The sequence below is a fragment of the Verrucosispora sp. WMMD703 genome, assembly GCF_049178935.1.
Taxonomy (GTDB): domain Bacteria; phylum Actinomycetota; class Actinomycetes; order Mycobacteriales; family Micromonosporaceae; genus Micromonospora; species Micromonospora sediminimaris.
Genome location: NZ_JBMHMM010000004.1, coordinates 817871 through 843181, shown reverse-complemented (window position 1 = coordinate 843181; position 25311 = coordinate 817871). Strand labels below are relative to the sequence as shown.

The following is a 25311-nucleotide window of genomic DNA, read 5'->3' as shown; positions in this document are numbered from 1 at the left end:
ACGCCGACCGCAGCGGCCAACATGCCGCAAACCGCGACTCCACCGGCAACCGCGCAGACAGGAGATGCCCCGAGTCGCGCGCCCTCAAGCCGACCCACGGACCCGACATGCCGCATGTCGCACCCTCACGCCGACCGGATGACCCGACATGCCGCATGTCGCGACCCCCGCGAGGGCCGCACCCTCGACCGGGGCCGGGGCCGGGGGGCCGGGGGCCGGGGGCCGGGGCCGGGGGCCGGGGCCGGGGGCCGGGGCCGGGGGCCGGGGCCGGGGGCCGGGGCCGGGGGCCGGGGCCGGGGGCCGGGGCCGGGGGCCGGGGCCGGGGGCCGGGGCCGGGGCCGGGGGCCGGGGCCGGGGGCCGGGGCCGGGGGCCGGGGCCGGGGGCCGGGGGCCGGGGCCGGGGGCCGGGGCCGGGGGCCGGGGCCGGGGGCCGGGGCCGGGCTGGGGAACAGGATCACGGGTGGGGGTCTCAGGCGGAGGCGGGTTGGGGGTGCAGGTGGTCGTGGAACCAGTCAGCCGCGGCCTCGGCGACCTGGTCCAGGGTGCCCGGCTCCTCGAAGAGGTGCGTAGCGCCGGGGATCACCCGCAGTTCGGCCTGGGACGTCAGCTGATCGAGCGCCTGCTCGTTGAGGGTGATCACCTGCTCGTCGAGACCGCCGACGAGGAGCAGCGTGGCGGCGCGCACCTGGGCCAGCGCGGAACCGGCCAGGTCTGGACGACCACCGCGGGACACCACAGCTTGGACCAGGTCCGGCCGCCGCGCGGCGGCGACCAGCGCGGCGGCTGCCCCGGTGCTCGCGCCGAAGAGGCCGACCGGGGTCGTCCCGAACGGCCGCTCGGTGGCCAGCCAGTCCACGATCCCGGCGAGGCGGTCGGCCAGCAGCCCGATGTCGAAGCGCAGCTCGGCGGTGACCGCGTCCACCTCGTCCTCGGCGGGGGTGAGCAGATCCACCAGGACGGTGCCGAACCCGGCCCGGTTGAGCTGGTGAGCCACCGCCACGTTGCGTGGACTGTGCCGGGAACTGCCACTTCCGTGCGCGAACAGCACCGCGCCGACCGGCTCCGCCGGCACCAGCAGATCGGCCGGGAGCAGGACCTCACTCGCCGGGATCGTCACCGCTTCGTCGCGTACGTCCATCTCGCCCCCAGTGGCCGACTCAGCCTGCCGGATACCCGGCTCGGCCGACGACACGCCCGTCGGTCGCCCCTGGGCGCGGGTTTGCGTCGGGGGGTGCCGGGTAGCCGACGGGCGACCGCAGACGGACCGGCGTCACCGGCGCCGCCGACAGATCGCGAGGACCGTCATGCCGCATCACCAGCGTGAGCCTGTGCAGTCCGCCGCCGAACGCGAACGGCGGGAACAGGGCGACAAACGCGGACGGGACTGGGCAGACGACGCGGCCCAGGCGCGTTCGGCCGACGATCCCCGGGCGAGGACGCCCCACGACGCCACCGGCCGCCCTTCCCAGGGCGAGCCCATCTGACGGCGACGTAGCCGGGTCAGGCCGGGTTCTCCGGCAGCCGGAGCAGGGGTGCCCGACCGGGTGCCTGCTCCGGCATCGGCAGGTCCGTACGCGGCGGCGGATTCGGTACGGTCACCGGCTCGTCGCAGGTGACGCGCACCGGTTTGCCGTGGTGCCGCAGCTCGATGACGGAATCCGGGGCGGCGTGGTGCAGGGCGTACGTCGTGTCGTGGCCGCGTACGTCGACCCGCAGCCGCATCCCGCACCACTGGAGCGAGAACGACAGGCCGTTGAGCCGGCTCGACAGGCAGGGCGCGAAGGACAGCGTTCCGTCATGGTCCCGTAGGCCGCCGAACCCGGCGACCAGCGCGATCCAGGCGCCCGCGAGCGAGGCCATGTGCACCCCGTCGCGGGTGTTCTCGTTCAGGTCGTGCAGGTCCATCAGCGCGGCCTCGCGCAGGTAGCTGTGGGCCAGATCGGAGTAGCCGACCTCCGCCGCCAGCACCGCCTGGGTACAGGCCGACAGGGACGAGTCGCGGACCGTACGTCGCTCGTAGTAGAGGAAGTTGCGCAGCTTCTCCTCCGTGGTGAAGGCGTCGCCCCGCCAGTGCATGGCCAACTCCAGGTCGGCCTGCTTGATGACCTGTTTGCGGTACAGGTCGAAGTACGGATAGTGCAGTAGCAGCGGGTACTTGTCGGGCGGGGTCTGCTCGAAGTCCCACTCCTGCAACCGGGTGAAGCCCTCCACCTGCTGGTGCACCCGGAGTTCCTCGTCGTACGGGATGTGCATGGCCGCGGCGGCGTCGCGCCACGCGGCGGCCTCCTCGTCGGTGACCCGGAGGTGGAACGCCTCGTCGCGGTACCGCATCGCCACCTCGGCGGCGGTCCGCAGGTTCCGCTGGGCCATCAGGTTGGTGTAGATGTTGTCGTTCTTGACGGCGGTGTACTCGTCGGGACCGGTGACCCCGTCGACGTGAAAGTTGCCGCTACGGTCGTGGTGCCCGAGCGAGCGCCACAGCCGGGCGGTCTCCACCAGCAACTCCAGCCCGATCTCCCGCTCCACCTGCCGGTCGCCGGTCACCAGCACGTAGCGGCGCAGCGCGTCGGCGATACCGGCCGCGATGTGGAAGGCGGCGGTGCCCGCCGGCCAGTACCCCGACGACTCCGGCCCCTCAATGGTCCGCCACGGGAAGGCGGCACCGGCCAGGTTGAGCGTCCGTGCCCGCTCCCGGGCCTGCTCCAGGGTGGAGAAACGCCAGTACAGTGCGTCCCGTACGGCGGCGGGATGGGTGTAGGTCAGCACCGGCAGGACGAACATCTCGGTGTCCCAGAACGCGTGCCCGTCGTACCCGGGGCCGGTGAGCCCCTTGGCCGAGATGGGCCGCCGTTCCGCCCGCGCGCCCGCCTGGAGCACGTGGAACAGGCCGAATCGGACCGCCTGCTGCACCTCCGGATCCCCGTCGACCACGACGTCGGCGGCGTCCCAGAACTCGTCCAGGTACTCCCGCTGCTCACGGACCAGCCCGTCCCAGCCGTCCAGCTTCGCCGCTGCCAGGGCGGCACCGACCTGATCGCGCAGGGCCGGCAACGAGCGCCGGCTGGACCAACCGTAGGTGAGGTACTTGACCACCTGGAGCTTCTGCCCCGGCTCCAGCACGCACGCCACGGTGGTACGGACCCAGTCCTCGTAGCCTTCGGAGCCGACGGACGTCCGGGCCGGCGAGGCCACCTCGTGGTCCATGGCGGCGGCGACCCGCAACCCGGAGACCTTGGTCTGATGGATCAGCAGCCCACCGGCCGGGGTGGTCAGTTCCTCCTCCGCCTGCAACGGTGACTCCAGCACCGCGGCGACGCGCGGGTCGCGGCTCTGTGGCGGCAACGTCTCGTTGGCCACCAGCTCAGACTGGATGATCAACCGCAGCGGCTTGTCGTCGGCCACCTCCACCTCGTAGCGGATCGCGGCCACCGAGCGCTGCCGGAAGGAGACCAGCCGGGTGCTGTTCACCCGGACCTCGCGCCCGGCCGGCGAGCGCCAGTGCAGCGACCGGTGCAGGGTGCCGGCGCGCATGTCGAGGATCCGCTCGTGGGCGAGTACCTCGCCGTAGCGCACGTCGAGCGGCTCGTCATCGACCATCAGCCGGATGAGTTTGCCGTTTGTGACGTTCACGATGGTCTGGCCGGACTCGGGAAAACCGAAGCCGGCCTCCGCGTACGGCAGGGGCCGCAGCTCGTAGAACGAGTTGAGGTAGGTGCCGGGCAGCCCGTGCGGCTCCCCCTCGTCCAGGTTGCCGCGCAGCCCGACGTGTCCATTGGAGAGTGCGAACACCGACTCGGACTGGGCGAGCACGTCCATGTCCAGCCGGGTCTCCCGGACGTGCCACGGTTCGACCGGGTACGCCCGCTCCCGGATCACTCGGGCCGCCCGGTGTCGAGCAGGTCTCCGAGGTCGTCGACCACCACATCGGCGCCGTGTGCGCGCAGTTCGTCTGCGTGGCCGGCCCGGTCCACGCCGATCACGTACCCGAAACCGCCGGCCCGCCCGGCTTCGACGCCGGCCAACGCGTCCTCGACCACAGCCGCCTTCTCCGGTGCCACGTCGAGCAGTTTCGCCCCGGCGAGGAAGGTATCCGGGTGCGGCTTGCCGCGTAGCCCTTCGGCTCGGGCGGTGAGCCCGTCCACCCGCGCCTCCAGCAGCGGCTCCAGGCCGGCGGCGGCGACCACCTCGCGGCCGTTGGCGCTGGCCGTGACGACCGCCCGCCGCAGCCCCGCCGCAGCCACCGCCTTGAGGTACGCGACCGAGCCGGGGTAGACGTCCACTCCGATGGTGCGGATCCGCTCCAACACCATGGCGTTCTTCTGGTTGCCGAGGCCGTGCACGGTCTGGGCCCCCGGCGGATCCTCCGGTGCGCCCTCGGGCAGGGTGATGCCGCGGGAGGCGAGGAAGGTCCGCACCCCGTCCAGACGGGGGCGACCATCGACGTAGCGGTGATAGTCCGGCCCCGGATCGAACGGTCGGTACGGCTCACCTGTGGTGGCCGACCGCCGTCTCAGGTAGTCGTCGAACGTCTCGGTCCAGGCGGCGTTGTGCACCCGGGCGGTCTGCGTGAGCACCCCGTCGAGGTCGAACAGAACAGCGGTCACATGATCAGGCAGGCCGAGCATCGTATCAATCTATCCGCCGACACGTACCGGCAAACGCACTTCCACGGATACCGGCGCGGCGGCGTGCGGGGTGCAGTCAGTCGACCGCACCCGGTTCACCTCGCGTGGTCAGAGTCCGGCTGCGGAGTCGTACCGACGGCGCAGGTCGGCCATCTCGGACGCCTCCAGCGCCTCCTTCTCCGCCAGTTCCGCGTACTTGGCCGGGAACATCTGCCGCAGCCGGTCGATGAACCGGGTGTCCTCGGTCGCCTCGACCACCTCGATGCCCGCCGGCTCGGTGGACATGTCGATGATCACCGGGCCGGCCAGTTTGACCGCCCAGTCCCAGGGGCGCCCCTGCTCGGCGACCCCGCAGAGATGGAAGCCGTAGACCGTCTGCACGTCAGCGAGCACGGTGACCTCGGCCGGCTCGAAGCCGTAGACGTGCACGCCGCAGATCACCGCGGGCTTCGTCTCCTCGCCGTTCGCCACCTGCTGGATGTCGTGCCCGGCATGATTGTGCTGCTCCGGGTCCGCCTCCTCCAGCGTGGTTCGCATCCAGTTCATGATCTGCCCGTGCAGATCCGGCGGCTCCGTCTTCGAGCTGGCCGAGCTGACCAGTACGACAGCGCCCGCCGACACCACCAGCAGGATCGCCGCCGCCCACACGTAGCGGTGTCGGAGCCACCCTGCGAAACTCTCCCGGGAAATCATGATCGCTTCTCACCTCGTCGCCGGTTCTGTGCTTTGCGGACCACTGGGACGCCTCCGGCGGGTCGACGCTCGACCGCCTCGGTCGACGCGCAGACGCATGCCGGTGATACGAACGGTGGAACACCGTGCCCGGGTAGGTGTGACCGGTGAAGTTGGCCCAGGTGAGCGGCGCGCAGGCATCCGCCCGAGCGATGCGCAACCGGCACTGCGTTGACTCCCGTGCTGGCCGTGCTCAGCGCGTTTGCCCCCGCGCTGCGGCGATATGAGCCATTCCAGCACGCTTGGGCCCGCTCCGGCAACATCGACGGCCCTCAACGGTCACGACGACAGCCGCAACGGTCTCGGCAGCGGCGCTCAATCCGATCATCGCCGCACGACCCGACGACATCCCAGTCACCCGGCACCCGGCACCCGGCACCCGGCGCAGGGCAGGCGCAGGATGCCGCATGTCGGGTGATCCCCGAGTCAGGAAGCCCCAACATGCCGCATGCCGCGCGCGCAACCAGAGAGGGAGGGGGCGACGACATGCCGCGCGCAACCAGGACAGGAGGGGGCGGCGAGATGCCGCATGTCGGGCCATCACCAGGACGGGAGAGGGCGAGTTGCGGCATGTCGGGCCGCCATGAGGACCCGAAGCACCCGACTTGCGGCCATGTCGGGCGTGCGACCAGGATGCGACGGAGCGACTTGCGGCAGGTTGGGGGGACTGAGGCGGGGGTGTTGCGGGCCCGAGCGGCAGGGTGAGCTTGCGCGGTCAGTTCGGGCGAAGGGTCCAGATGACGGTCATTTCCGAGGTCGGCTTGCCTTCCTCGGTGGCGATCTCCACGCGTACCGGAAACTCGGGTCGCTCGCCCGCCTCAAGTTCCGCGACCACCTCGGCCGGCGGGCGACCGAGCCGCGCCGTCGCTCGCACCGGCCCGAGAGCGAGCTTGCGGTACGCGATCTCCGCCCGCACCGCCAGCGGCGTGGCCCGGTCGAGCAGGTGACCGAACGCGGCGAGCACCACCGCACCGGAGGCCGTCTCTCCGAGGGTGAACATGGCCCCGGCGTGCGGGCCACCGATGTGATTGTGGGTGGCCGGCGAGTCGGGCAGCCGGACCACCGCCCGGACCGAACCCTCCGCCTCCGGGGCCACCTCGACGAATTCGAAGCCGAGCGTACGGGCGAAGGGCACCGCCTCAAGCATGCCGGCCGCCACCTGCCGCGAGTCGATGGTCATACCCAGACGCTACCCGTCGGTAACTTCCCCGGCAAGGAGCCGTTCGGGTCAGCGCCAGCCGACGTCGATGCGGTCGCCGCGCTCGTCGAAGAAGTGCAGGGCGTCCATGCGTACCTGGACCGCGAGCGGGTGGCCGGCGGTGACGGCGGGGTACGGCGCGAGGCGGACCGCGAGTTCGGCCGGGCGGCGGTGGTGCCGGCCCGGGTCGTGCAGCACGCTGGTCCGGCTGCCGTTGGTCGCCTGGGTCGTCGGCTCGTTGGCCCGGCCGGTGATCCGCTGCATCACCTGGCCGAACCGGCGCAGGCCGCGCTGGCCGGGCGGAGTGTCCGCATCCACCGGGGCACCGATGTCGTCCACCATGATGGCGGTCGCACCGATGTCGAGGAAGGCGAGCGACTCGTGGCCGTGGTGTTCGAGATAGCGGATGCGGCCCTGGAGCACGTCACCGGGGGTGTCCGGGGCGACCGGGGTGAGTGCCTCGGCCCGCATCCCGACCACGATCCGCTCGCCGTGGTAGTGCGCCACGGCCCGGCTGCGGATGTCGTCCCAGGGCAGGTAGAGCGCCTGCTCCCCGAGGGTGAGCGTGACGTAGCGGTCGAGGTGGACGTAGACCGACGCCTCCAGCAGGTTCATCCGGGGGCTGCCCAGGAACGCGGCCACGTAAAGGGTCGCCGGTCGGCCGTACACCTGGGTCGGCGTACCGACGTCCTGGAGGACGCCCTTGCGCATGATGGCGACCCGGTCGGCCATGGTCAGCGCCTCGGCCTGATCGTGCGTCACGTAGATGGTGGTGACCCCCAGCTCGCGGGTCAGGCCGGAGATCTCCGCCCGCAGCTCCGCGCGCAGGCCGCTGTCCAGGTTGGACAGGGGTTCGTCCATCAGGAACAGCCCCGGCCGGCGGACGATCGCCCGGCCCATCGCGACCCGCTGCCGTTGCCCACCGGAGAGCTGGCTTGGGCGCCGCGCCAGTACGTCACCGATGCCGAGGGCGCTGGCCACGTCGGTGACCCGCTCGCCGCGCGGGGTCGGCTCGACCCCGGCCAGTTTGAGCGGGAAGGCGATGTTGTCGTTGACGCTCATGTGCGGGTAGAGCGCGAAGTCCTGGAAGACCATCGCGATCTTCCGCTCCCGGGGCGGCAGGTCGTTGGCCAGTTCCCCGTTGAGCATCACCGCACCCGAGGTCGGGTCCTCCAGGCCCGCGACCATCCGCAGCACCGTCGACTTCCCACAGCCGGACGGCCCGAGCAGCACCATGAACTCACCGTCGTTCACGTCCAGATTGATGCTGTCGACCGCGACCGTGCCGTCGCGGAAGACCTTTGTGACGTCCTTGAGCGCGACGGTGGTCACCGTCTCCTCCCCACCTCGTCCACGGAACCCCGAATGACTGTGGCCAGGATCATGCGGATGGCACATCGGGTAAACGTGCCATGTTTGAATCGTGACAGACCTATTACGTTCCATCGATTAGCGGCGATTGTGCGGAACTTTCAACTCAGACCGGGTTCTCCCCGAGGAACACCTGGCGTACCACCCGCTCTGCGGCACGCCCGTCCTCCAGAGCGCAGAACCGCTCCCGGAAGCGTGCCCGGGCCCGCTCGGCGTCGGGTGACCGCAGCGCACCCGAGCGGAACACGTCGAGCAGTTCGGTGAAGGTCCGGGCCACCGGGCCGGGCGGCTCGGCGACGATGTCCAGGTAGACGCCCCGGGTCAGCCGGTAGGCGTCCCAGTCCGGCGCGTAGATGACGATCGGCCGGTCCAGGACGGCGTAGTCGAACATCGCCGACGAGTAGTCGGTGACCAGCACGTCGGCGGCGAGGTAAAGGTCCTCGACCCGGGGGTGGGCGCTGACGTCCAGGAGCCGACCACGGGTGGTCGGAGGTGGCAGCCGCCGGTCCCGGTCGTGGAAGTAGTGGCTGCGCATCAGCAGCAGGCCGGTAGGGCCCAGCGCGTCCAGGAAACGCTCCGGTTCGAATGGCGGCCGGTACCGGGGCAGATGCTCCCGGTGGGTTGGCGCGTACAGCACGACCTGCTCACCGAGGCCGGCGTCGAGCTCCGCGCGCAGCCGCAGCATCTCCTCGGGAGTCGCGGTGGCCAACCGGTCGTTGCGCGGGTAGCCCACCTCCAAAGTGGCGTACCCGGCCGGATAGGCGCGTTCCCACATCTGGGTGGAGAAGCTGTTCGAGGTGACGCTGTAGTCCCACCGGTCCACCCGGCGCAGCAGCCCGGCGAAGTCCATCCCGCCCGCGCCCAGCGGATAGCGCTGCTGGTCCAGCCCCATCACCTTGACCGGGGTGCCGTGGTGGGTCTGCACGTGCACCGTGCCTGGCCGCTTGCGTACCGAGTCCGGGAAGTTGACGTTGTTGATCAGCCACCGGGCCCGGGCCAGCGCCCGGTGGTACGCGGGAGTGCCGGCGACCACGTACTCGACTCCCTCCGGAAGCGTGTGCACCCGGTCGCGCCGGACGATCCACACCCCCCGGACCTGCGGTGCCAGCCGGCGGGCCGCCTCGTAGACCGCGGCGGGATTGCAGGCGTAGCCGCGATACCAGTACGCGGCGTAGACGGCCAGGTTCTCTTCCACCGGCCGACGCCGCTCGGCCCGCTGGTACTGGCGCAGCACCGCGTCACGCGCACGCCGCACGCCGACCCGAGCCGGTGGCAACACCCGACGGCGGGCCCCGCCGGCAACCCGGCGAACGGTCTCCCCCGCCCGGCTCGCGGTCCGCAACGCGCTGAACGTACGCCACCTGCCGGCCGCCACCAGCCGGTGCTTGAGCCCCGCCACCCCAGCCGGCACCCGGTGCCCGTCGGGCGGCCGGAACCGGGCGTGCTCGATGGCGACCCGGGAAAAGAAGGTCGGTCGCAGCTCGGGCCCGATCCGGTCGCCGTTGCCGAGCACCACCAGGTAGTGCCACATCATCCGCTCGAAGATCGCCGGCCGCAGTTCCTCGGCCCCGAGCCGGTCCAGTTCCCGGAACACCCGGTGCCACTGCTCGAACACGTCGAAGTGGCGCTCGCCGCGGGTCCTCGTGATCGCCCCTGCCCGCCGCTGCCGGTAGTTCACGCAGACCAGGTCCAGCACGCCGATCCGGTCGGCGGCCAGCAGCGTCGGGTAGCTGAAGGAGACGTCCTCGTACCAGCCGGGCGCGAAGCGCAGCCCCGTGTCAGCCAGGAACTGCCGACGGACCAACCGGTTCCACGCGGTGTGCAGCAGCTGCACCGTCTCTGGCCGCTCGACCAGCCGGAACGTGACAGGACCGGGCGGGATGGGAAAGACCTCGGCCATGGCGCTGCGGGTCAACGTGTCGTCCCAGTGCGCGCGTACGTGGTCGACGAGCAGCACGTCCGGCCGGGTCTCGCGCAGTCGGGCGGCCACCTCGACCAGGCAGTCCGCCGTCAGCCAGTCGTCGCCGTCGACGAACCAGACGTACTCGCCGACGGCCCGGTCCAGCCCGACGTTGCGCGCCGGGCCGAGCCCGACGTTGCGGTCCAGGCGTACGGCGGTCACCCGGTCGTCGCGATCGGCGTACTCGGCGAGGATGTCGCCGCTGCCGTCCGGTGAGCAGTCGTCGACCCCGATCACCTCGATGTCGGCAACCGGTTGCGCGAGAATCGAATCCAGGCATTCCCGCAGATAGCCCTGCACCCGGAAGGCCGGGACGACGAAGCTGACAAGCGTCATCGTCCCGGCCCCTCCTCAGCGCGTCGCGCGACCTCCCGCACCCGCCGGCGCCTGCGCGGCACGTACCGGCCGGACCACCCAGGCCAGCACCACGCTCGCCACGAACAGGGCCAACAGGTAGATACCGAGTGTAGCCAGACCAATACTCACGATTCCGGCGATCGCCGCCAGTGCCAGTACCGCCGAACGCCCCTCCCAGCCGAGTGTGGCGGCGTGCAGCGGCGGTGCGGGCTGCCGTTTCTCCAGCCGGGCGACGAGATCGTAGTGATGCAGGGTGAGCACGAAGAGGTACCCGAAGATCAGCCAGAAGGGTGCTCCGCCGATCAGCCCGACCGCGATGGCGAACAGGAACTCGGCCGCCCGCAGCGCCGCCGGCACCAGCCAGTCCAGCGGCCCGTTGTGCGCCGCCCGCGCCCCGGCCGCACCGACCAGCAGCACCAGCAACGCCACCAGCACCGCGACCCAGCGAAGCCACGGCGGCGCGCCGTTCCCGCTGGCGTCCACCAGCGTCACCAGCAGCAGGATCGCCGCGCCGAGCGCCGCCACCACCGCGAGCGCCAGCGGCCCCGGCCGCCGCAGCACCGGTAGCCGAGCGGCCAGCGGGCCGTCGTCGCGGTGCAGGGTCGCGTCAAGCGTGTCCAGTACCGGCACCCACATCCAGCGGGCCCGCAGGGTACGCAGCGCGCCGGTGTACGCGAACGCCAGCACACCCCAGGTCAGCACCGCGAACAGGGCGATCCGCTGGTCGAAGAGCGCCACGGTCAGCGATATCAACGCCCACCGCTCCCCGATCGGGAAGACCACCGTGCGCTTGAGCCAGTACGACACCGAGCCGGCGTCGGCCTGCACCCGGGTCGACGCGGCGTTCAGCCGGTCACCGATGCCGCCGCCACCAGCACCGACGCTCTTCGGCCGGCGTGCCGCCTCGTCGTGCAGCACGCCGTACCACGCGTCGGTCATGTGCCGCACGGTCTGCAGCGTCATCGCGGCGATGGCGAGGGCCCAGCCGTACCGGAACCCGGCCTGGGTCGCGCCGAGGCCGAGCCCGGCGTAGACGAGGTACTCCTTCGCCCGGTCGGCCATGGTGTCCAGCCAGCCGCCCCAGGCGCTGAAGTTGCGGGTGTAGCGGGCCAACTGGCCGTCCACGCAGTCCAGCACGAACCCGAGGTAGAGCAGCACCGCCCCGACGACCAGCAGCGGCCGGCCACCGGCGGCGAACATCGCCGCCGCGGCCACCGCGAAGGCCACCGACACCATGGTCACCGCCGTCGGGCTCAACCCCAGCCGGGCGCAGAGCTTGGTGACGTACGGCGACCAGGTGCTGACGAAGTAGGTGGTGAAGAAGTCGTCCTTCTCCTTCACCGACAGCCGCAGCTCGGCCCGGTCCTCGTCGACCGCGGCCACCGCCGCCTCCGCCCGGGCCAGCTCCGCGGCCTCGTCGACCCGGTGCGCGACGAGCAGGCGTACCCGGTGCGCGAAGACCAGCGCGCCCTGCCCGGTGAGGGCGGCGAAGAGCTGGTCCACGACGGGCCCCGCCGCTGCATCCGGGCGGGCGGCCGGCCCGGCCGGTTCGACCGGTCCCGCCCGCTCGGCCGGTCCGGCCGACTCGAACAGCTCGACCGCGACGGCTCCGGCCGGTAGCCGACCGGCGGCGACCGCACGGGCGGCGGCCACCAGCGCCGGTACGTCCTCCCGGCCGACCCGGACCGCGCCGCCGAAGATGCCGGTGGCCGCACCTCCCACCAACTGGTCGGGGCGGCCCGCCTCGACCACCTGGCCGCGCTCCTCGCGCAACACTGTCCGTCCAGCGCTGGGCGGATCGGTCAGCACCAGCGCCACGGTCGGCCCGACCGGACTGGTCAGCAGGTGGCGCAGTACGGCCGTGTGGGCGACCAGGTCGGCCCCGCTGATCACCACCGGGCCGGTCGCCGAGCCGGCCAGCTCGGCCAGCTCGTCCAGGTCGGCGGCCACCCGCACCTCGGCCGCACCGGCTTGGCGCCACTGACCGGCCAGCCGTTCGCCCATGCTCCCGCCGGTACCCGTCGGCAGGCTCGCGGCCGGTGATCCGGCGGCGAGCACGATCGCGAGGGTCACCGGGGAACCGCGTCGTGGTACGCGGCCAGCGCCTCGGCGATCGTGCCGTCGACGCTCAGCCGACCCGCGTCGAGGTAGAGCCCCCGACGGCAGAACCGGGTCAGATCCTTTTCGTTGTGTGACACCAGCACCAGAGTGCGCCCCTCCCCGAGCAGCCGATCGATGGTCGTGTAGCACTTTTCCCGGAACTCGGCGTCGCCGACCGCCGTCACCTCGTCCATCAGCAGGATCGGGTGCGGCAGATGCGAGATGATCGCGAAGCCGAGTCGCACCTTCATGCCGGACGAGTAGTGGCGTACCGAGGTGTCGATCGCCCGTTCCACCTGCTCACCGGCGAACGAGACGATGTCGTCGAAGTGCCGTTTCAGATAGCCCGACGAGAGCCCGTGCAGGCCGCCCACCAGGTACAGGTTCTCCCGCCCGGTCAGGTCGTTGGAGAAGCCGGCGGAGAGTTCCAGCAGCGGCGCGACGTCACCGGAGACCCGGATCCGCCCCTCGTCGGGGATCAGCACCCCGGCGATCAGCCGTAGCAGGGTGCTCTTGCCGGTGCCGTTGCGGCCGATCACCCCGACGGTCTCCCCCGGCGCGATCGCGAAGGAGACGTCGCGCAGCGGCCAGAACCGACCGTCGTCGGCACCCCGCGTACCCCGGTGGATGAACAGCTCCCGCAGCCGCAACTGCCGGCGGCGGTTGCGGACGAACCGGATGCCGAGGCCCTCCGCCTCGATGATCGCCTCACTCATCAGAGTTCCTTGAGCACGGCGGGTTCGAGCCGGCGGAAGGCCCACCAGCCGGCCACGAGCAGCAGCACGCTGATGCCGACGGTGGTGGCGAGCATTCGGGCACCCGGGAACTCGTCCGGGTACCACACCGCGTGGTGCAGCTGGAAGATGCCGACCAGCGGGTTGAGTTCGTAGGTCACCCGGACCCAGCCCGGCAGGCCGGAGTCGTGGACCAGGCTCAACGGGTAGATGATCGGCGTGGCGTAGAAGAGCACCCGGATGACCAGGCGCATGAACCGCTCCACGTCGCGCATCAGCACGTTGAACGCCGACAGCAGCAACGCCAGCCCGATCAGCAGGATCGCCTGCACCAGCACCGCGAGCGGCAGGGCGAGCAGCGACCAACCCGGTTCGATCCGGCCCTGCGCCGCGTACCAGACCGCGATGGCGGCGAGGATCGGCAGGCCGGCGGCGTACTCGGCGAAGCGGCCGGCGACCCGGCCGATCGGGAATACCTGCCGGGGCACGTTCATCGTGGTGATCAACCGGGCCTGGCCGGTGAGCGCGTGGGTGGCCTCGCTCAGCGCCGAGCTGGTCCACATCCAGGCGAAGATCCCGGTGATCAGGAACAGCGGGTACGACCCGGCGGCCTCGCCGAGATACCGGTTGGTGTCGCGGGAGTAGAGCACACCGAAGACGAACCAGTAGATCGCACCCATGCCCAGCGGCTCGATCAACGACCAGAGGTAACCCAGCACCGACTGCTGGTACTTCACCGCCAGGTCGCGCCGGACCAGGATGCGCAGCGAGTTGCGGTGCGACCACAACGCCCCGACGCCAGAGGTCACCGCCGTCTCCCGCCTGGTAAGAGCCTCGGCCAGGACCCGCCTCGCCTCCACCGCCCTGCTGCCGGCCGCGCTGAACGGACGACAGGTTAGCAGCCGGTGAACGCCGCCCCACGAGCGCTCAGCACTCGATCACGTTGACCGCCAGGCCACCGCGCGCCGTCTCCTTGTACTTGACCTTCATGTCGGCGCCGGTCTCCCGCATGGTCTTGATGACCTTGTCGAGCGAGACGGCGTGCACCCCGTCGCCGCGCAGCGCCAGCCGGGCGGCGGTGATCGCCTTGATGCTAGCCACCGCGTTGCGCTCGATGCACGGGATCTGCACCAGGCCACCCACCGGGTCGCAGGTGAGTCCCAGGTTGTGCTCCATGCCGATCTCGGCCGCGTTCTCCACCTGGGCCGGCGTGCCGCCCAGTGCCTCGGCCAGCCCGGCTGCGGCCATCGAACAGGCCGAACCGACCTCCCCCTGGCAACCCACCTCCGCGCCGGAGATGGACGCGTTCTCCTTGAACAGCACCCCGATGGCACCGGCCGCCAGCAGGAAACGCACCACGCCCTCCGCGGAGGCGCCCGGCACGAACCGGGTGTAGTAGTGCAGTACCGCCGGGATGATCCCGGCCGCCCCGTTGGTCGGCGCGGTCACCACCCGGCCGCCGGCAGCGTTCTCCTCGTTCACGGCCAGCGCGAACAGCGTCACCCAGTCCATCACGTGCAGCGGATCCCCACCGGCACCCGCTACCGGTCCGCCGGGCGCGGTCGCGGCCGGGGCGGTGTCAGCCTCCAGACTGCGACGCAGCTCGGCGGCGCGGCGGCGCACCTTCAGGCCGCCGGGCAGGGTGCCGTCGCGGGTGCAGCCGCGCTCGACGCACTCCCGCATGACCCGCCAGATGTCGAGCAACCCGGCGCGGACGTCCGCCTCGGCCCGCCAGGACACCTCGTTGGCGAGCATGACCTCGCTGATGGACAGCCCGGTCGCGGCGGTCACGTCGAGCAGTTGCGCGCCGGTGAGGAACGGGTACCGGACCGGGGTGCTGTCCGGCTTGATCCGGTCCGCCCCGGCGGCGGCCTCGTCCACCACGAACCCGCCACCGACGGAGTAGTAGGTACGCATCCGCACCTCGGCCCCGCCCACGTCGTACGCCGAGAAAATCATCCCGTTCGGGTGGTACGGCAACGACCGGCGGCGGTGCAGCGTCAGGTCCCGATCCGGGTCAAAGTCGATCTCGTGGGTGCCGGACAGGCACAGCCGGTGCTCCGCCCGGATCCGGCTCACCAGCGCCTCGACGCCGTCCGTGTCGACCGTCTCGGGCTCCTCGCCGGCCAGACCGAGCAGCACCGCCCGGTCGCTGCCGTGCCCGTGCCCGGTGGCGCCGAGGGAGCCGAACAACTCGGCCCGCACCCGGGCGGTGCCGGTGAGCAGACCGTCGGCCTTGAGCCCGGCGACGAAGGTACGCGCCGCTCGCATCGGCCCCACCGTGTGCGAACTGGATGGCCCGATACCCACACTGAACAGGTCGAACACGCTGATCATGACTGTGCCTTCTCGCCGTCGCCGGGGTCACCGGTCAGCGGCCGGTCATGGTCGGCTCCGTGCTGCGGACCCGACCCGGTCGTGGCCGGTCCTCGCTGCGGTCCGGCCCTGGTGACGCCCGGGTGCGGGCGTCCGACCGGCGAGCCTACTACCCAGGACGCGACCGTGACTGACGTGCGAGCGCTGTCGAGCTGACGGCGCAGACGAATCACGCCCGCGACGGCACAGACGGCTCAACTCGACGTCGCAGTTGCCCCTGATCCCGACGGCAGGCGTCGTCCGGAAGCCACGCGGGTAAGCACCTACGGGCGAGCAGGGTGGCCTTCCTCCTCCCGACCGAGGTCAGGACGGCCATCCGTGCCTAGCGTTGATTCCAGCAGCGGCGGAAAGCCGCAGAGGGGAAGTGACACGAATGAGTCGCAAACTCGTCCGGCCCCGCCAGGGGCGCATGCTCGCTGGCGTCTGCGCCGGCCTGGCCCGCCGGTTCGGCACCTCGGCCGGGTTGATCAGGCTGCTGTTCCTGCTGTCGCTACTGCTCCCGGGCACCCAGGTGATCGTCTACCTGGCGCTCTGGATCATCATGCCCAACGAGGACCGCCACCTGGCCACCAACCACTGACCACCCCCACCCCACCCCACCCCACCCCGCCCCACCCCCACGCCGCGCACCCCGCACCCCACGCCGCGCCCGCAAGCCGGTGCAACTTCAGGGCTGTTGCTGTATCCGGCGCGCGGCAGGCGACAACAACCCTGAAGTTGCACGCCCCGCCCTGCTACGTGGCGTGGTCGGCGGTCCCCGCAGGGGGTGGGGGTCGGAGGTGGGGTGGGGGCGGGCGCGTGGGGCGAGCGCGGGCGTGTGCGTGGCGTGGGCGTGGGTGGTCAGGGGGCGATGTAGGTGACGCTGACGTGTTCGAAGCCGAGTGAGCGGAGCAGCCCTTCCAGCATCTTGCGGGTGTTCTCCTCGGCGCGGGCATTCAGGCCGCTGTCCCTGGCCGCCGCGGTGATCCGGTCCTCGGCCAGCCGGTAGACCTCCTGCTGCCGGTTCGGGTCACCGCCGATCAGGTCACCGACGCGGTTGAGCAGGCCGCGCTCCTCCGCGAAGACGTAGCTCTTCTCCAGGTCGAGGTTGGTCTCGGCCAGCTGCGGTGCCGGCAGCTTGATCTCGACCGACTTCCCGTCGGCCGACTGCACGATCGCCCCCTCGGTGAGCGTGCCGAAGTCGACGTACGCCTCGACGCTGCCCGACCCGACGAACAAGGTCCGCTGGTTGAGCAGCCAGTCCGGCACGTTGCGCCGGTCGTTCTGCAGGTCGACCACGACTTGGAAGTTGCCCTCGGCGGCCACGTAGCGGCTGAGATCCTGCATCGACTCGAGCAGTGCCGGCTGCGTGCGATCGGTCTGTTCCTTGGTGAACGGGTTGCGGAACTCGGGCAGGATCCCGGTGGTCTGCACGCCGAGCAGCACCACCACCGCGAGCGCCGCGGCACCGAGCACCCAGAGCAGGGCACGGACCGCCCCGCCACCTGACTGCGGGGCCGGGGGTGGTGTGTCCGGGGCGTCCGTGAGCACATCGCCCGACCGGTGGTCGGCAAACTCGCTGGTGGGCTCGTTGATGTCGCCGTCGCGTGCCATCGCCCTCACCGTCCTCGTCAGACGCGGTCTCTGTTGATGACGGTAAGCCCAACGTACGACAGCCGCTCGTCGAGCCCGTCGGATGGACCCGGTCAGGGTCAGGTGAACGCGGAGACCCCGGTGAGCCGCTGCCCGACGACCAACTGGTGGATCTCCGAGGTGCCCTCGTAGGTCAGCACGCTCTCCAGGTTGTTGGCGTGCCGCATAACCGGGTAGTCCCCGGAAACCCCGTTGGCACCGAGGATCGTCCGGCACTGCCGGGCGATGGCCAACGCCTCCCGTACGTTGTTCAGTTTGCCGACGCTTACCTGCTCCGGGCGCAGCTTTCCGGCGTCGGCCAGCCGGCCCAGCTGGAGGGCCAGCAGATAGCCCTTGTTCCACTCGACCGCCATGTCGGCGAGCTTGGCCTGGGTGAGCTGAAAGCCGGCCAGCGGTCGCCCGAACTGGGTGCGGGTGGTCGCGTACGTGAGCGCGGTCTCCAGGCAGTCGCGGGCCGCGCCGAGGGCGCCCCAGACGATGCCGTGCCGGGCCTCGGTCAGGCAGCTCAACGGTGCCTTCAACCCGGTGGCGTCGGGCAGTTGCGCGTCCGCCGGCAGCCGGACGTCGTCGAGGGAGATCTCGCCGGTCAGCGACGCGCGCAGCGACATCTTCCGGGTGATCTCCCGCGCCGTCACCCCCGGCGTGTCCATCGGTACGACGAAGCCCCGCACACCGGATTCGGTACGCGCCCAGATCACCCCCACGTCGGCGATCGGCGCATTGGTGATCCACATCTTGCTGCCGTCGAGCACCCAGTCGTCGCCCTCGCGGCGTGCCCGGGTGGCCATCGACGCCGGGTCGGAGCCGTGGTCCGGCTCGGTCAGTCCGAACGAGCCGATCGCCTCGCCGGCCGCCATCGCCGGCAGCCAGCGCTGCTTCTGCTCCTCGCTGCCGTAGCGCCAGATCGCGTACATGGCCAGTGAGCCCTGCACCGAGACCAGCGACCGGACCCCGGAGTCACCGGCCTCCAGTTCCAGGCAGGCCAGCCCGTACGCGACGGCCGTCGAGCCGGCGCAGCCGTACCCGGTCAGGTGCATGCCGAGCAGGCCGAGCTTGCCGAACTCGCGGGCCAGTTCGCGGGCTGGCGCGTGACCTGCCTCGTACCAGCCGGCGACGTGCGGTCGGACCAGGTCGTCGACCACCTGGCGTACGACGGCGCGGATCGCTCGCTCGTCCTCGGTCAGGGACGCATCAAGGTCGAGCAGGTCCACCTGGGTCACTCGACCGCCTCGGCGAGCACGAACACCCGGGCGTGGATCTGGTTGCGCTGTTGCAGCGCGGCACGCAGCGCCCGGTGCAGGCCGTCTTCCAGGTAGAGACCACCGTTCCACTGCACGACGTGCGGAAACAGGTCACCGTAGAAGGTGGAGTCCTCGGCGAGGAGCTTGTCCAGCGCCAGCTCGCGCTTGGTGGTGATGAGCTGATCCAGGCGCAGCGGGCGGGGCGGAATCTCCGCCCACTGCTTCAGGGTCAGGTTGTGTTCCGGATAGGGACGCCCGTCCCGGACCGCTCTGAAGATCACGACGGCACGCTCCCCTCCCCCTGGCCGGCCGATACCACGACGCCGGGCCGGGTCGCGGCACGGCGCCGCGACCTGCGGCGCCGATGACCGTGCCAGCGTAGCCGGACCCCGCACCCCACGTTCTGCTCCCTGATGCCAGTTTCGCCACGGGTCGTCCGGTTCTCAACCGGACGAAACCACCGGTTCGGGTCAGCTCCACCGCCCCCGCCGGACGACCTCGTCCACCGGACGGCGCCCGCGACGCAGCGATGGTGACCGGTGGTCGGCGGCTCGATAACCGACAGTGAGGGCACCGATGGGGTGATACGCCTCCGGCACACCGAACGCCTCCCGATAGGACACCAACCGCTGCGGCGGGATGCCGAAGAAACAGCAACCCAGCCCCTCGTCCACGGCGGTGAGCATCATCAGCAGCGCGGCGAATCCGGTGTCGACGTACCAGTAGGGCACCGGCCAACGATCCGTCGACCGGTCCGCCCAGCCCTTGTCCGGCTCCGCGTACCGCTCCAGGTAGACCGAGCGGTTGGCGTGCGGCACCACGATCAACGGTGCCCGGCGCATCCCGGCCAGCCACCGCTGCATCCCGCCGCCCTCCGGGGTGCTGGCCGCCCAGAAACGCTCCCGGTCCTCCGGCGACTCCAGCACCAGGAAGCCCCACCCCTGCGAGAACCCGGCCGACGGGGCCCGCACCGCGTGCTCCAGCAGCCGTTCCACCACCTCCGGCGGGACCGGCCGGTCCGGGTCGTAGTTGCGCACCATCCGGCGCCGCCGGACGACCTCCGCGAACTCCACGCCGTACTCCTCACGTGCCCGCCCGGTCCGCGACCGGACGCTCAGCCACCGGGCCGAATGCCCCAACTCCCGCGCCAGGTGTCGCCCGGCGCCAGAGTGATGAGATCCCGGCCGGAGCGGAACGCGTCCGGCGGGCAGGTCATCGGCTCCACCGCCACCGACCGGCGGAACCGCTCGCCGGTCAGCGTGTCACCGGTGTAGACCTGCCACCAGCCGAACTGGTCGTCGGCCCAGATCCGTAGCCCGGTCGAGGCGTCCGGCCCGGTCAGCGTCACCGAGGAGCCGCCGTCGGCGTCCCGGTTCACCTGCCCGAAGGCGAGATCCAGGACGGCCTCACCGATGCGACGCGGCTCGGTGTAGTCGTACTCGGTACCGGCCACCGCGGCCGCGCCGACCGGCAGCAGCCGACCGTCCAGCAGCAGCCGGGACCGGCCGGGTACGCGCAGTGCGATGTCCTCCACCGACACCCCCGGCAGTTGCAGGTACGGGTGCACGGAGAAGCCGAAGGGCACCGCCTCGGTGCCGACGTTCGTGACGTCGTGCTCGGCGCGCAGCCCGTCGGCGCCCACGACCCACCTGGTACGCAGCCGCAGCGGCCACGGGTAACCGGGCTGCGGCAGCAGGTCGTAGCCGACCGTGACCTCGTCCGGCCGCTGCTCGATCAGGTGCCACGATGCCCAGTTCACCAGGCCATGGATGGCGTTGTGCCGCTCCGGCTCGGTCAGATTCAGCTGTCTCGACTGCCCGCCGAAGGTGTAGACGCCGTCGCGGATCCGGTTCGGCCAGGGTGCCAGCACCTGCCCCGCCGAGCCCGGGCACATCTCGTCGGTGGCGTACCCGTCGAGATGCTCGACCCCGTCCTGGCGGTAGGCGCGGAGTCCGCCGCCTAGCTCGACGATGACCGCCTCGTGACCGGCGGCTGAGATGCTCCACTGCGCTCCCGACAGGGGAAGCGGATCGCGGCTGTCCATTCGCCAGACCCTAGCCGCCGACGCCATCGTCCGCTCGCCGCGGTCGACGGCCCTCGTCGTGCTCGCGTCCATCCGCTCCGGTCGGCGGCCGGTAGCGGGTCAGCGCCGGGAAGGCCACAGCGAGCAGCACCGCGAGCACCGCCGCCGCGACACCGCCACCGATCCAGGCCACCCCGCTGCCGAACCCGGCCGCCATGGCACCGGCCCGCAGGTCGCCCAGGCGCGGACCGCCGGCCACCACGACGGTGTTGACGCCCTGGAGCCGGCCGCGCATCCGATCCGGCGCGTAGATCAACAACATCGACTGCCGTACCACCGAGCTGACCAGGTCGGCGGCGCCGGCCAGCACCAGCAGTACAACCACCAGCCAGAGCTGCCCGGCCAGTCCGGCCAACGCCACCGCGACGCCCCAGCCCACCACGGCGAGCACCAGCACCAGACCCTGCCGGCGAACCTGGCCGATCCAACCCGAGACCAGGCCGGCTAGCAGTGAGCCGATCGCGATGGAGCTGTAGAGCCAGCCCACCGCCGCGCCGCCACCGAACCGTTCGGTCGCCACCTCGGGAAAGAGTGCTCGCGGGAAGGCGAACACCATCGCGATGAGGTCGATGGCGAAGGAGAGCAGCAGCACCGGGCTGCCGGCCAGGTACCGCACCCCGTCGACGATGCTGCGCAGCCCCGCCTGCCGGGGCCCGCCGTCCGGATCGGGTTCCGGCGGCATGGCTGGCAGCCGCAGCGCCGCCCAGACCAGGGCGGCGAGCAGCGTCGCGTCCACGGCGTACGCGACCGGCAGTGCCACCCCGAGGTCCCAGATCGCCAGGATCAGGCCGGCGGCCAGCGGCCCGAGGACCGCGGTGGCCATGGCGGTGGTGAAGTTCAAGGTGGTGGCCGCCGGCACCAGCTCGGTCGGGACCAGCCGGGCCACGAGCGCCCCACGGGCCGGCCCGGAGATCGCGAACGCCACCGAACTCAATGCGACAAGGGCCAGCAGGAGAACCGGGCTGCCGACCCCCAGCAGCGCCTGGATCAGCAGTCCCAGCACGGCGACCCAGAGCAGGACCGAGCCGCCCAGCAGCACCCGCCGCCGGTCGATGGCGTCGGCGACCGCCCCGCCCCAGAGCCCGAAGACCAGCAGCGGTACGAAGGCGGCGACGCCGAGCAGACCGACCCAGAGGGAGTCCTCGGTCAGCGCGTACATCTCCACCGGCACCGCGACGGCGGTGAACTGGAAACCGAACATCGCGATGGCGTTGCCGACCCAGAGCCGCCGGTACGCCGGCACCCGCAGCGGGCGCAGATCGATCGCCCAGCGGCGCTGCTCGCGCGGCCGGTCGGTGCTGCCGACGGTCACGGTGCCAGCCGCTCCACGACCCAGCCCGCGCCGGTACGCCGGAACCGCAGCCGGTCGTGCAGCCGGCTGGCCCGGCCCTGCCAGAACTCCACCGAGTCGGGACGTACCCGCAACCCGCCCCAGTGCGGCGGAGCGGGGATCGGGTCCACGTCGGCGAAGCGCTCGGCCGCGGCCCGGTAGGCGTCGTCGAGGGCGGCCCGTTCCGGCAGCACCGACGACTGGGCGCTGGCCCAGGCACCGAGTTGCGAGCCACGCGGCCGGCTGGCGAAGTACGTCTCCGTCTCCGCCCGGTCGACCCGTTCCACCGGTCCGGTGACGATCACCTGCCGCTGCATCGGAAACCAGGGAAAGAGCAGGCTGGCGTACGGGTTGGCGGCCACCTCGGCACCCTTGCGGGAGCCGTAGTTGGTGAACAGCACGAAACCCTCCGGGTCGTACCCCTTGAGCAGCACCGTCCGCGCGCTCGGCCGCCCGGCGGCGTCGGCGGTGCCGAGCACCATGGCGTTCGGCTCGGGCAGTTCAGCGGCGACCGCGTCGGCGAACCACCTGTCGAACTGGGTGTGCCAGTCGGCGGCCAGTTCGCTCTCCGTCAGGCCGGAATCGGCGGCGTACTCGTGCCGCATCCCGGCTGGCACCGGTGTGTCCCCCATCACGTTCCCGCTCCTCCCCCGTCGGGCCGGTACGCGCCCGCCGACCAGCCCGTCCGGCCCAGTCTTATCCGTGCCGGAAGGGGCCCGGCAAGCGGGATGTCGCCAGCAGCACATCGACAGCGTCTCGCGCACCCGGCCACCAGCAGGCAAGATGTCACGAACACATCCCTGAGGGTCGCCTAAGGCGCTCACCCGGCCGGGGCCGGGACACCGAGCCCGGGCGGGCGCACCGACCACACACCAGGAGCAGTGAGATGGCCGATTTCAAACCCGGACTTGAGGGCGTCGTAGCCTTCGAAACCGAGATCGCCGAGCCCGACCGCGAGGGCGGTGCGCTGCGCTATCGCGGGGTCGACATCGAGGACCTGATCGGCCAGGTTTCCTTCGGCAACGTCTGGGCGCTGCTGGTCGACGGCCGCTTCGGCCCGGGCCTGCCGCCGGCCGAGCCATTCCCGGTGCCGGTGCACTCCGGCGACATCCGGGTCGACGTGCAGTCCGCCGTCGCCATGCTCGCTCCGTACTGGGGCTTGCAGCAGCTGCTGGACATCTCCGACGAGCAGGCCCGCGAGGACCTGGCTCGGGTGTCGGTCACCGCCCTCTCCTTCGTCGCCCAGTCCGCTCGCGGCCTCGGCCTGCCGGCGGTTCCGCAGAAGGAGATCGACAAGGCGGAGACGGTCGTCGAGCGCTTCATGAAGCGGTGGCGCGGCGAGCCCGACCCGAGGCACGTCAAGGCCGTCGACGCGTACTTCATCTCGGCTGCCGAGCACGGCCTGAACGCCTCCACCTTCACCGCCCGGATCGTCGCCTCCACCGGCGCGGACGCCGCCGCCTGCATCTCCTCGGGCATCGGGGCGCTCTCCGGCCCGCTGCACGGCGGCGCGCCGTCGCGGGTGCTGACCATGCTGGAGGCGGTCGAGCGCAGCGGTGACGCGGAGGGCTACGTCAAGGGCGTGCTCGACCGGGGTGAGCGGCTGATGGGCTTCGGTCACCGGGTCTACCGGGCCGAGGATCCGCGCGCCCGAGTGCTCCGCCGCACCGCCAGGGAACTGGGCGCCCCGCGCTTCGAGGTCGCCGAGGCCCTGGAGAAGGCCGCCCTCGCCGAGTTGCAGGCCCGCCGACCGGATCGGGTGCTCGCCACCAACGTCGAGTTCTGGTCCGCCGTGGTGCTCGACTTCGCCGAGGTGCCGGCACACATGTTCACCTCGATGTTCACCTGTGCCCGGATGGGCGGTTGGAGCGCCCACATCCTGGAGCAGAAGAAGCTCCAGCGACTGGTCCGTCCCTCGGCCCGCTACGTGGGCCCGGGCACCCGCAAGCCGCACGAGGTCGACGGCTGGGACGCCGTACCCCACGACGTCTGAGTCGTACCGCCTGAGGCAGCGGAAGGGCCCACACTGTCGGAGCGCGGAGACCCCGGCCGACCAGCCGGGGGTCTCCGCGCCGCCGTATCCGGCCCAGCATCAGCACGGACAGTGGGGCGCCGGCGTGTCCTCGCGGTTCGTTCGGTGCTGGCGGCGGGAGCGGGCGATGTGGTGCAGGACTCACGCCCGGTCGTGGGACCAGCGGCCGGTCGGGGTGGCTCTGGTGCGAGGATAAGGATCGGCAGTGTCGCCGGACCGGGGCCCGGATCCTCCGACCGAGCCGTGCGGGGTACGCATGGCGTCCTCGATCCGCATCGGCGTGGACCAGGCCCGACCCGCCCATTCGGAAGGATCTTCAAGACCGTGGCTGACGCACCGACCATCCGGATACCCGACGAGATCAAGCCCGCCGACGGCCGATTCGGCTGCGGGCCGTCCAAGGTCCGTCCGGCCGCGGTCTCCGCGCTCGCCGAGGTGGCCACGAGCTACCTGGGCACCTCGCACCGGCAGAAGACCGTCCGCGACCAGGTGGCCCGGTTGCGCTCCGGCATCGCCCAGTTCTTCTCCCTCCCCGAGGGCTACGAGGTGATCATCGGCAACGGTGGCACCACCGCCTTCTGGGAGGTCGCCACGTTCGGCCTGATCCGGGACCGGGCCCAGTTCGCCAGCTTCGGCGAGTTCGGCGCCAAGTTCGCCAAGGCCGTCAAGGACGCGCCCTTCCTCGGTGAGCCGACGGTCCGCAAGTCCGACGCGGGCAGCGCCCCGGCCCTGGCCGCCGAGGCGGGCGTGGACGTGTACGCCACCCCGCACAACGAGACCTCGACCGGCGTCGCGGTGCCGATCGGCCGGGTGGCCGGTGCGGACCCGGGCTCGCTGCTGCTGGTCGACGCCACCTCCGGCGCCGGCGGGCTCGAGGTCAACGTGGGCGAGACCGACGTGTACTACTTCGCCCCCCAGAAGTGCTTCGGCTCGGACGGTGGGCTCTGGCTGGCCCTGATGTCGCCGGCCGCGCTGGAGCGGGCCGCCGAGATCAAGGCCTCGGGGCGGTACATTCCGGCGTTCCTCGACCTGGTCACCGCGATCGACAACTCGCGGCTGGAGCAGACGTACAACACCCCGGCGCTGGCGACCATCTTCCTCGCCGCCGAGCAAACCGACTGGATGAACTCCCAGGGCGGTCTGGCCTGGGCGGCCAAGCGCACCGCCGAGAGCGCCTCGGTCGTCTACGGCTGGGCCGAGCGCTCCTCCGTCGCCACGCCGTTCGTCACCGACCCGGCGCTGCGCTCCAACGTGGTCGCCACCATCGACTTCGCGGACGGGGTGGATGCCGGGGCGATCGCCAAGGTGCTGCGCGCCAACGGCATCGTCGACACCGAGCCGTACCGGAAGCTGGGTCGCAACCAACTGCGGGTCGCGCTCTTCCCGGCGGTCGAGCCGACCGATGTCGAGGCGCTGACCGCGTCGATCGACTACGTCGTCGAGCGGCTGTAACCGCCCGACCGGCCATACCACGGGCCCGGCACCCCCGTTCGGGGCGCCGGGCCCGCACCGTACGACGCCACGGTCGACGTCCGGCAGT

The 25311-nt window shown here is 71.6% G+C and carries 20 protein-coding genes and 1 pseudogene; 3 read left to right on the top strand and 18 right to left on the bottom strand.

Going from position 1 to position 25311, the window contains the following annotated elements; all coding sequences use genetic code 11:
- Window positions 1–469: 469 nt before the first annotated feature.
- The 11 genes and pseudogenes from ACN26Z_RS04540 to ACN26Z_RS04490 form a co-directional block, all read right to left on the bottom strand.
- On the bottom strand, window positions 470–1138 hold the full coding sequence (locus tag ACN26Z_RS04540; RefSeq protein WP_282240198.1) for a dienelactone hydrolase family protein: 669 nt from the start codon (window positions 1136–1138) through the stop codon (window positions 470–472).
- 362 nt (window positions 1139–1500) lie between these two features.
- Window positions 1501–3876: a glycoside hydrolase family 65 protein gene (locus ACN26Z_RS04535; RefSeq protein ID WP_421459972.1), complete on the bottom strand. Its 2376-nt coding sequence runs from the start codon at window positions 3874–3876 to the stop codon at window positions 1501–1503.
- On the bottom strand, window positions 3873–4625 hold the full coding sequence (locus ACN26Z_RS04530; protein WP_093404155.1) for an HAD family hydrolase: 753 nt from the start codon (window positions 4623–4625) through the stop codon (window positions 3873–3875). The genes ACN26Z_RS04535 and ACN26Z_RS04530 overlap by 4 nt, the downstream gene beginning before the upstream one ends.
- A gap of 108 nt (window positions 4626–4733) precedes the next feature.
- Window positions 4734–5318 carry a hypothetical protein gene (locus tag ACN26Z_RS04525; RefSeq protein ID WP_093404153.1) on the bottom strand — a complete coding sequence of 195 codons (585 nt, stop codon included), beginning with the start codon at window positions 5316–5318 and terminating at the stop codon, window positions 4734–4736.
- A 754-nt stretch (window positions 5319–6072) separates the two neighbouring features.
- Window positions 6073–6537 carry a DUF4442 domain-containing protein gene (locus ACN26Z_RS04520; protein WP_282240200.1) on the bottom strand — a complete coding sequence of 155 codons (465 nt, stop codon included), beginning with the start codon at window positions 6535–6537 and terminating at the stop codon, window positions 6073–6075.
- Between the two features lie 48 nt (window positions 6538–6585).
- Entirely contained in the window at window positions 6586–7887 is a 1302-nt protein-coding gene (locus tag ACN26Z_RS04515; protein WP_282240201.1) for an ABC transporter ATP-binding protein, read from the bottom strand.
- A gap of 145 nt (window positions 7888–8032) precedes the next feature.
- Window positions 8033–10222, bottom strand: coding sequence for a bifunctional glycosyltransferase/CDP-glycerol:glycerophosphate glycerophosphotransferase (locus tag ACN26Z_RS04510; RefSeq protein ID WP_421459970.1), 2190 nt, complete (start codon window positions 10220–10222; stop codon window positions 8033–8035).
- Window positions 10223–10237: 15 nt separating this feature from the next.
- Window positions 10238–12316: a DUF5941 domain-containing protein gene (locus tag ACN26Z_RS04505; RefSeq protein ID WP_421459968.1), complete on the bottom strand. Its 2079-nt coding sequence runs from the start codon at window positions 12314–12316 to the stop codon at window positions 10238–10240.
- Window positions 12313–12918, bottom strand: a pseudogene (locus tag ACN26Z_RS04500) (ABC transporter ATP-binding protein); the annotation flags it as partial. The gene ACN26Z_RS04505 and the pseudogene ACN26Z_RS04500, both read right to left, overlap by 4 nt.
- 140 nt (window positions 12919–13058) lie before the next feature.
- Complete coding sequence (locus tag ACN26Z_RS04495) at window positions 13059–13886, bottom strand: ABC transporter permease (protein WP_282240203.1); 828 nt, start codon at window positions 13884–13886, stop codon at window positions 13059–13061.
- Between the two features lie 118 nt (window positions 13887–14004).
- Window positions 14005–15414 (bottom strand): L-serine ammonia-lyase, encoded by a 1410-nt coding sequence (locus tag ACN26Z_RS04490; RefSeq protein WP_421459967.1) that lies wholly within the window; start codon window positions 15412–15414, stop codon window positions 14005–14007.
- Window positions 15415–15826: 412 nt separating this feature from the next.
- Between ACN26Z_RS04490 and ACN26Z_RS04485 the strand changes: the two genes are divergently transcribed.
- Window positions 15827–16033, top strand: a complete 207-nt coding sequence (locus ACN26Z_RS04485; protein ID WP_421459966.1) for a PspC domain-containing protein — start codon at window positions 15827–15829, stop codon at window positions 16031–16033.
- A 260-nt stretch (window positions 16034–16293) separates the two neighbouring features.
- Here ACN26Z_RS04485 and ACN26Z_RS04480 read toward each other — a convergent pair whose 3' ends face one another.
- From ACN26Z_RS04480 to pdxH, 7 genes are all read right to left on the bottom strand, one after another.
- The gene (locus ACN26Z_RS04480; RefSeq protein ID WP_282240205.1) at window positions 16294–17046 is read right to left on the bottom strand and encodes a DUF4230 domain-containing protein; all 753 of its coding nucleotides are present in this window, start codon (window positions 17044–17046) and stop codon (window positions 16294–16296) included.
- Window positions 17047–17144: 98 nt separating this feature from the next.
- Window positions 17145–18305 carry an acyl-CoA dehydrogenase family protein gene (locus tag ACN26Z_RS04475; protein ID WP_282240206.1) on the bottom strand — a complete coding sequence of 387 codons (1161 nt, stop codon included), beginning with the start codon at window positions 18303–18305 and terminating at the stop codon, window positions 17145–17147.
- A complete protein-coding gene (locus ACN26Z_RS04470) occupies window positions 18302–18607 on the bottom strand; it encodes a type II toxin-antitoxin system VapB family antitoxin (RefSeq protein WP_093404142.1) in 306 nt (101 codons plus the stop codon). The genes ACN26Z_RS04475 and ACN26Z_RS04470 overlap by 4 nt, the downstream gene beginning before the upstream one ends.
- 189 nt (window positions 18608–18796) lie before the next feature.
- Window positions 18797–19399, bottom strand: coding sequence for a nitroreductase family protein (locus ACN26Z_RS04465; protein WP_282240207.1), 603 nt, complete (start codon window positions 19397–19399; stop codon window positions 18797–18799).
- A gap of 41 nt (window positions 19400–19440) precedes the next feature.
- Window positions 19441–20370: an aldose 1-epimerase family protein gene (locus ACN26Z_RS04460; RefSeq protein WP_093404139.1), complete on the bottom strand. Its 930-nt coding sequence runs from the start codon at window positions 20368–20370 to the stop codon at window positions 19441–19443.
- A 10-nt stretch (window positions 20371–20380) separates the two neighbouring features.
- Window positions 20381–21721 (bottom strand): MFS transporter, encoded by a 1341-nt coding sequence (locus ACN26Z_RS04455; protein ID WP_421459962.1) that lies wholly within the window; start codon window positions 21719–21721, stop codon window positions 20381–20383.
- A complete protein-coding gene (gene pdxH / locus ACN26Z_RS04450; protein WP_421459961.1) occupies window positions 21718–22371 on the bottom strand; it encodes a pyridoxamine 5'-phosphate oxidase in 654 nt (217 codons plus the stop codon). The genes ACN26Z_RS04455 and pdxH overlap by 4 nt, the downstream gene beginning before the upstream one ends.
- Window positions 22372–22625: 254 nt before the next feature.
- On the opposite strand from pdxH, the gene ACN26Z_RS04445 reads away from it, so the two are divergent.
- Complete coding sequence (locus tag ACN26Z_RS04445) at window positions 22626–23732, top strand: citrate synthase 2 (RefSeq protein ID WP_093404137.1); 1107 nt, start codon at window positions 22626–22628, stop codon at window positions 23730–23732.
- Between the two features lie 363 nt (window positions 23733–24095).
- The gene (gene serC, locus ACN26Z_RS04440) at window positions 24096–25223 is read left to right on the top strand and encodes a phosphoserine transaminase (RefSeq protein WP_421459960.1); all 1128 of its coding nucleotides are present in this window, start codon (window positions 24096–24098) and stop codon (window positions 25221–25223) included.
- Window positions 25224–25311 lie beyond the last annotated feature (88 nt).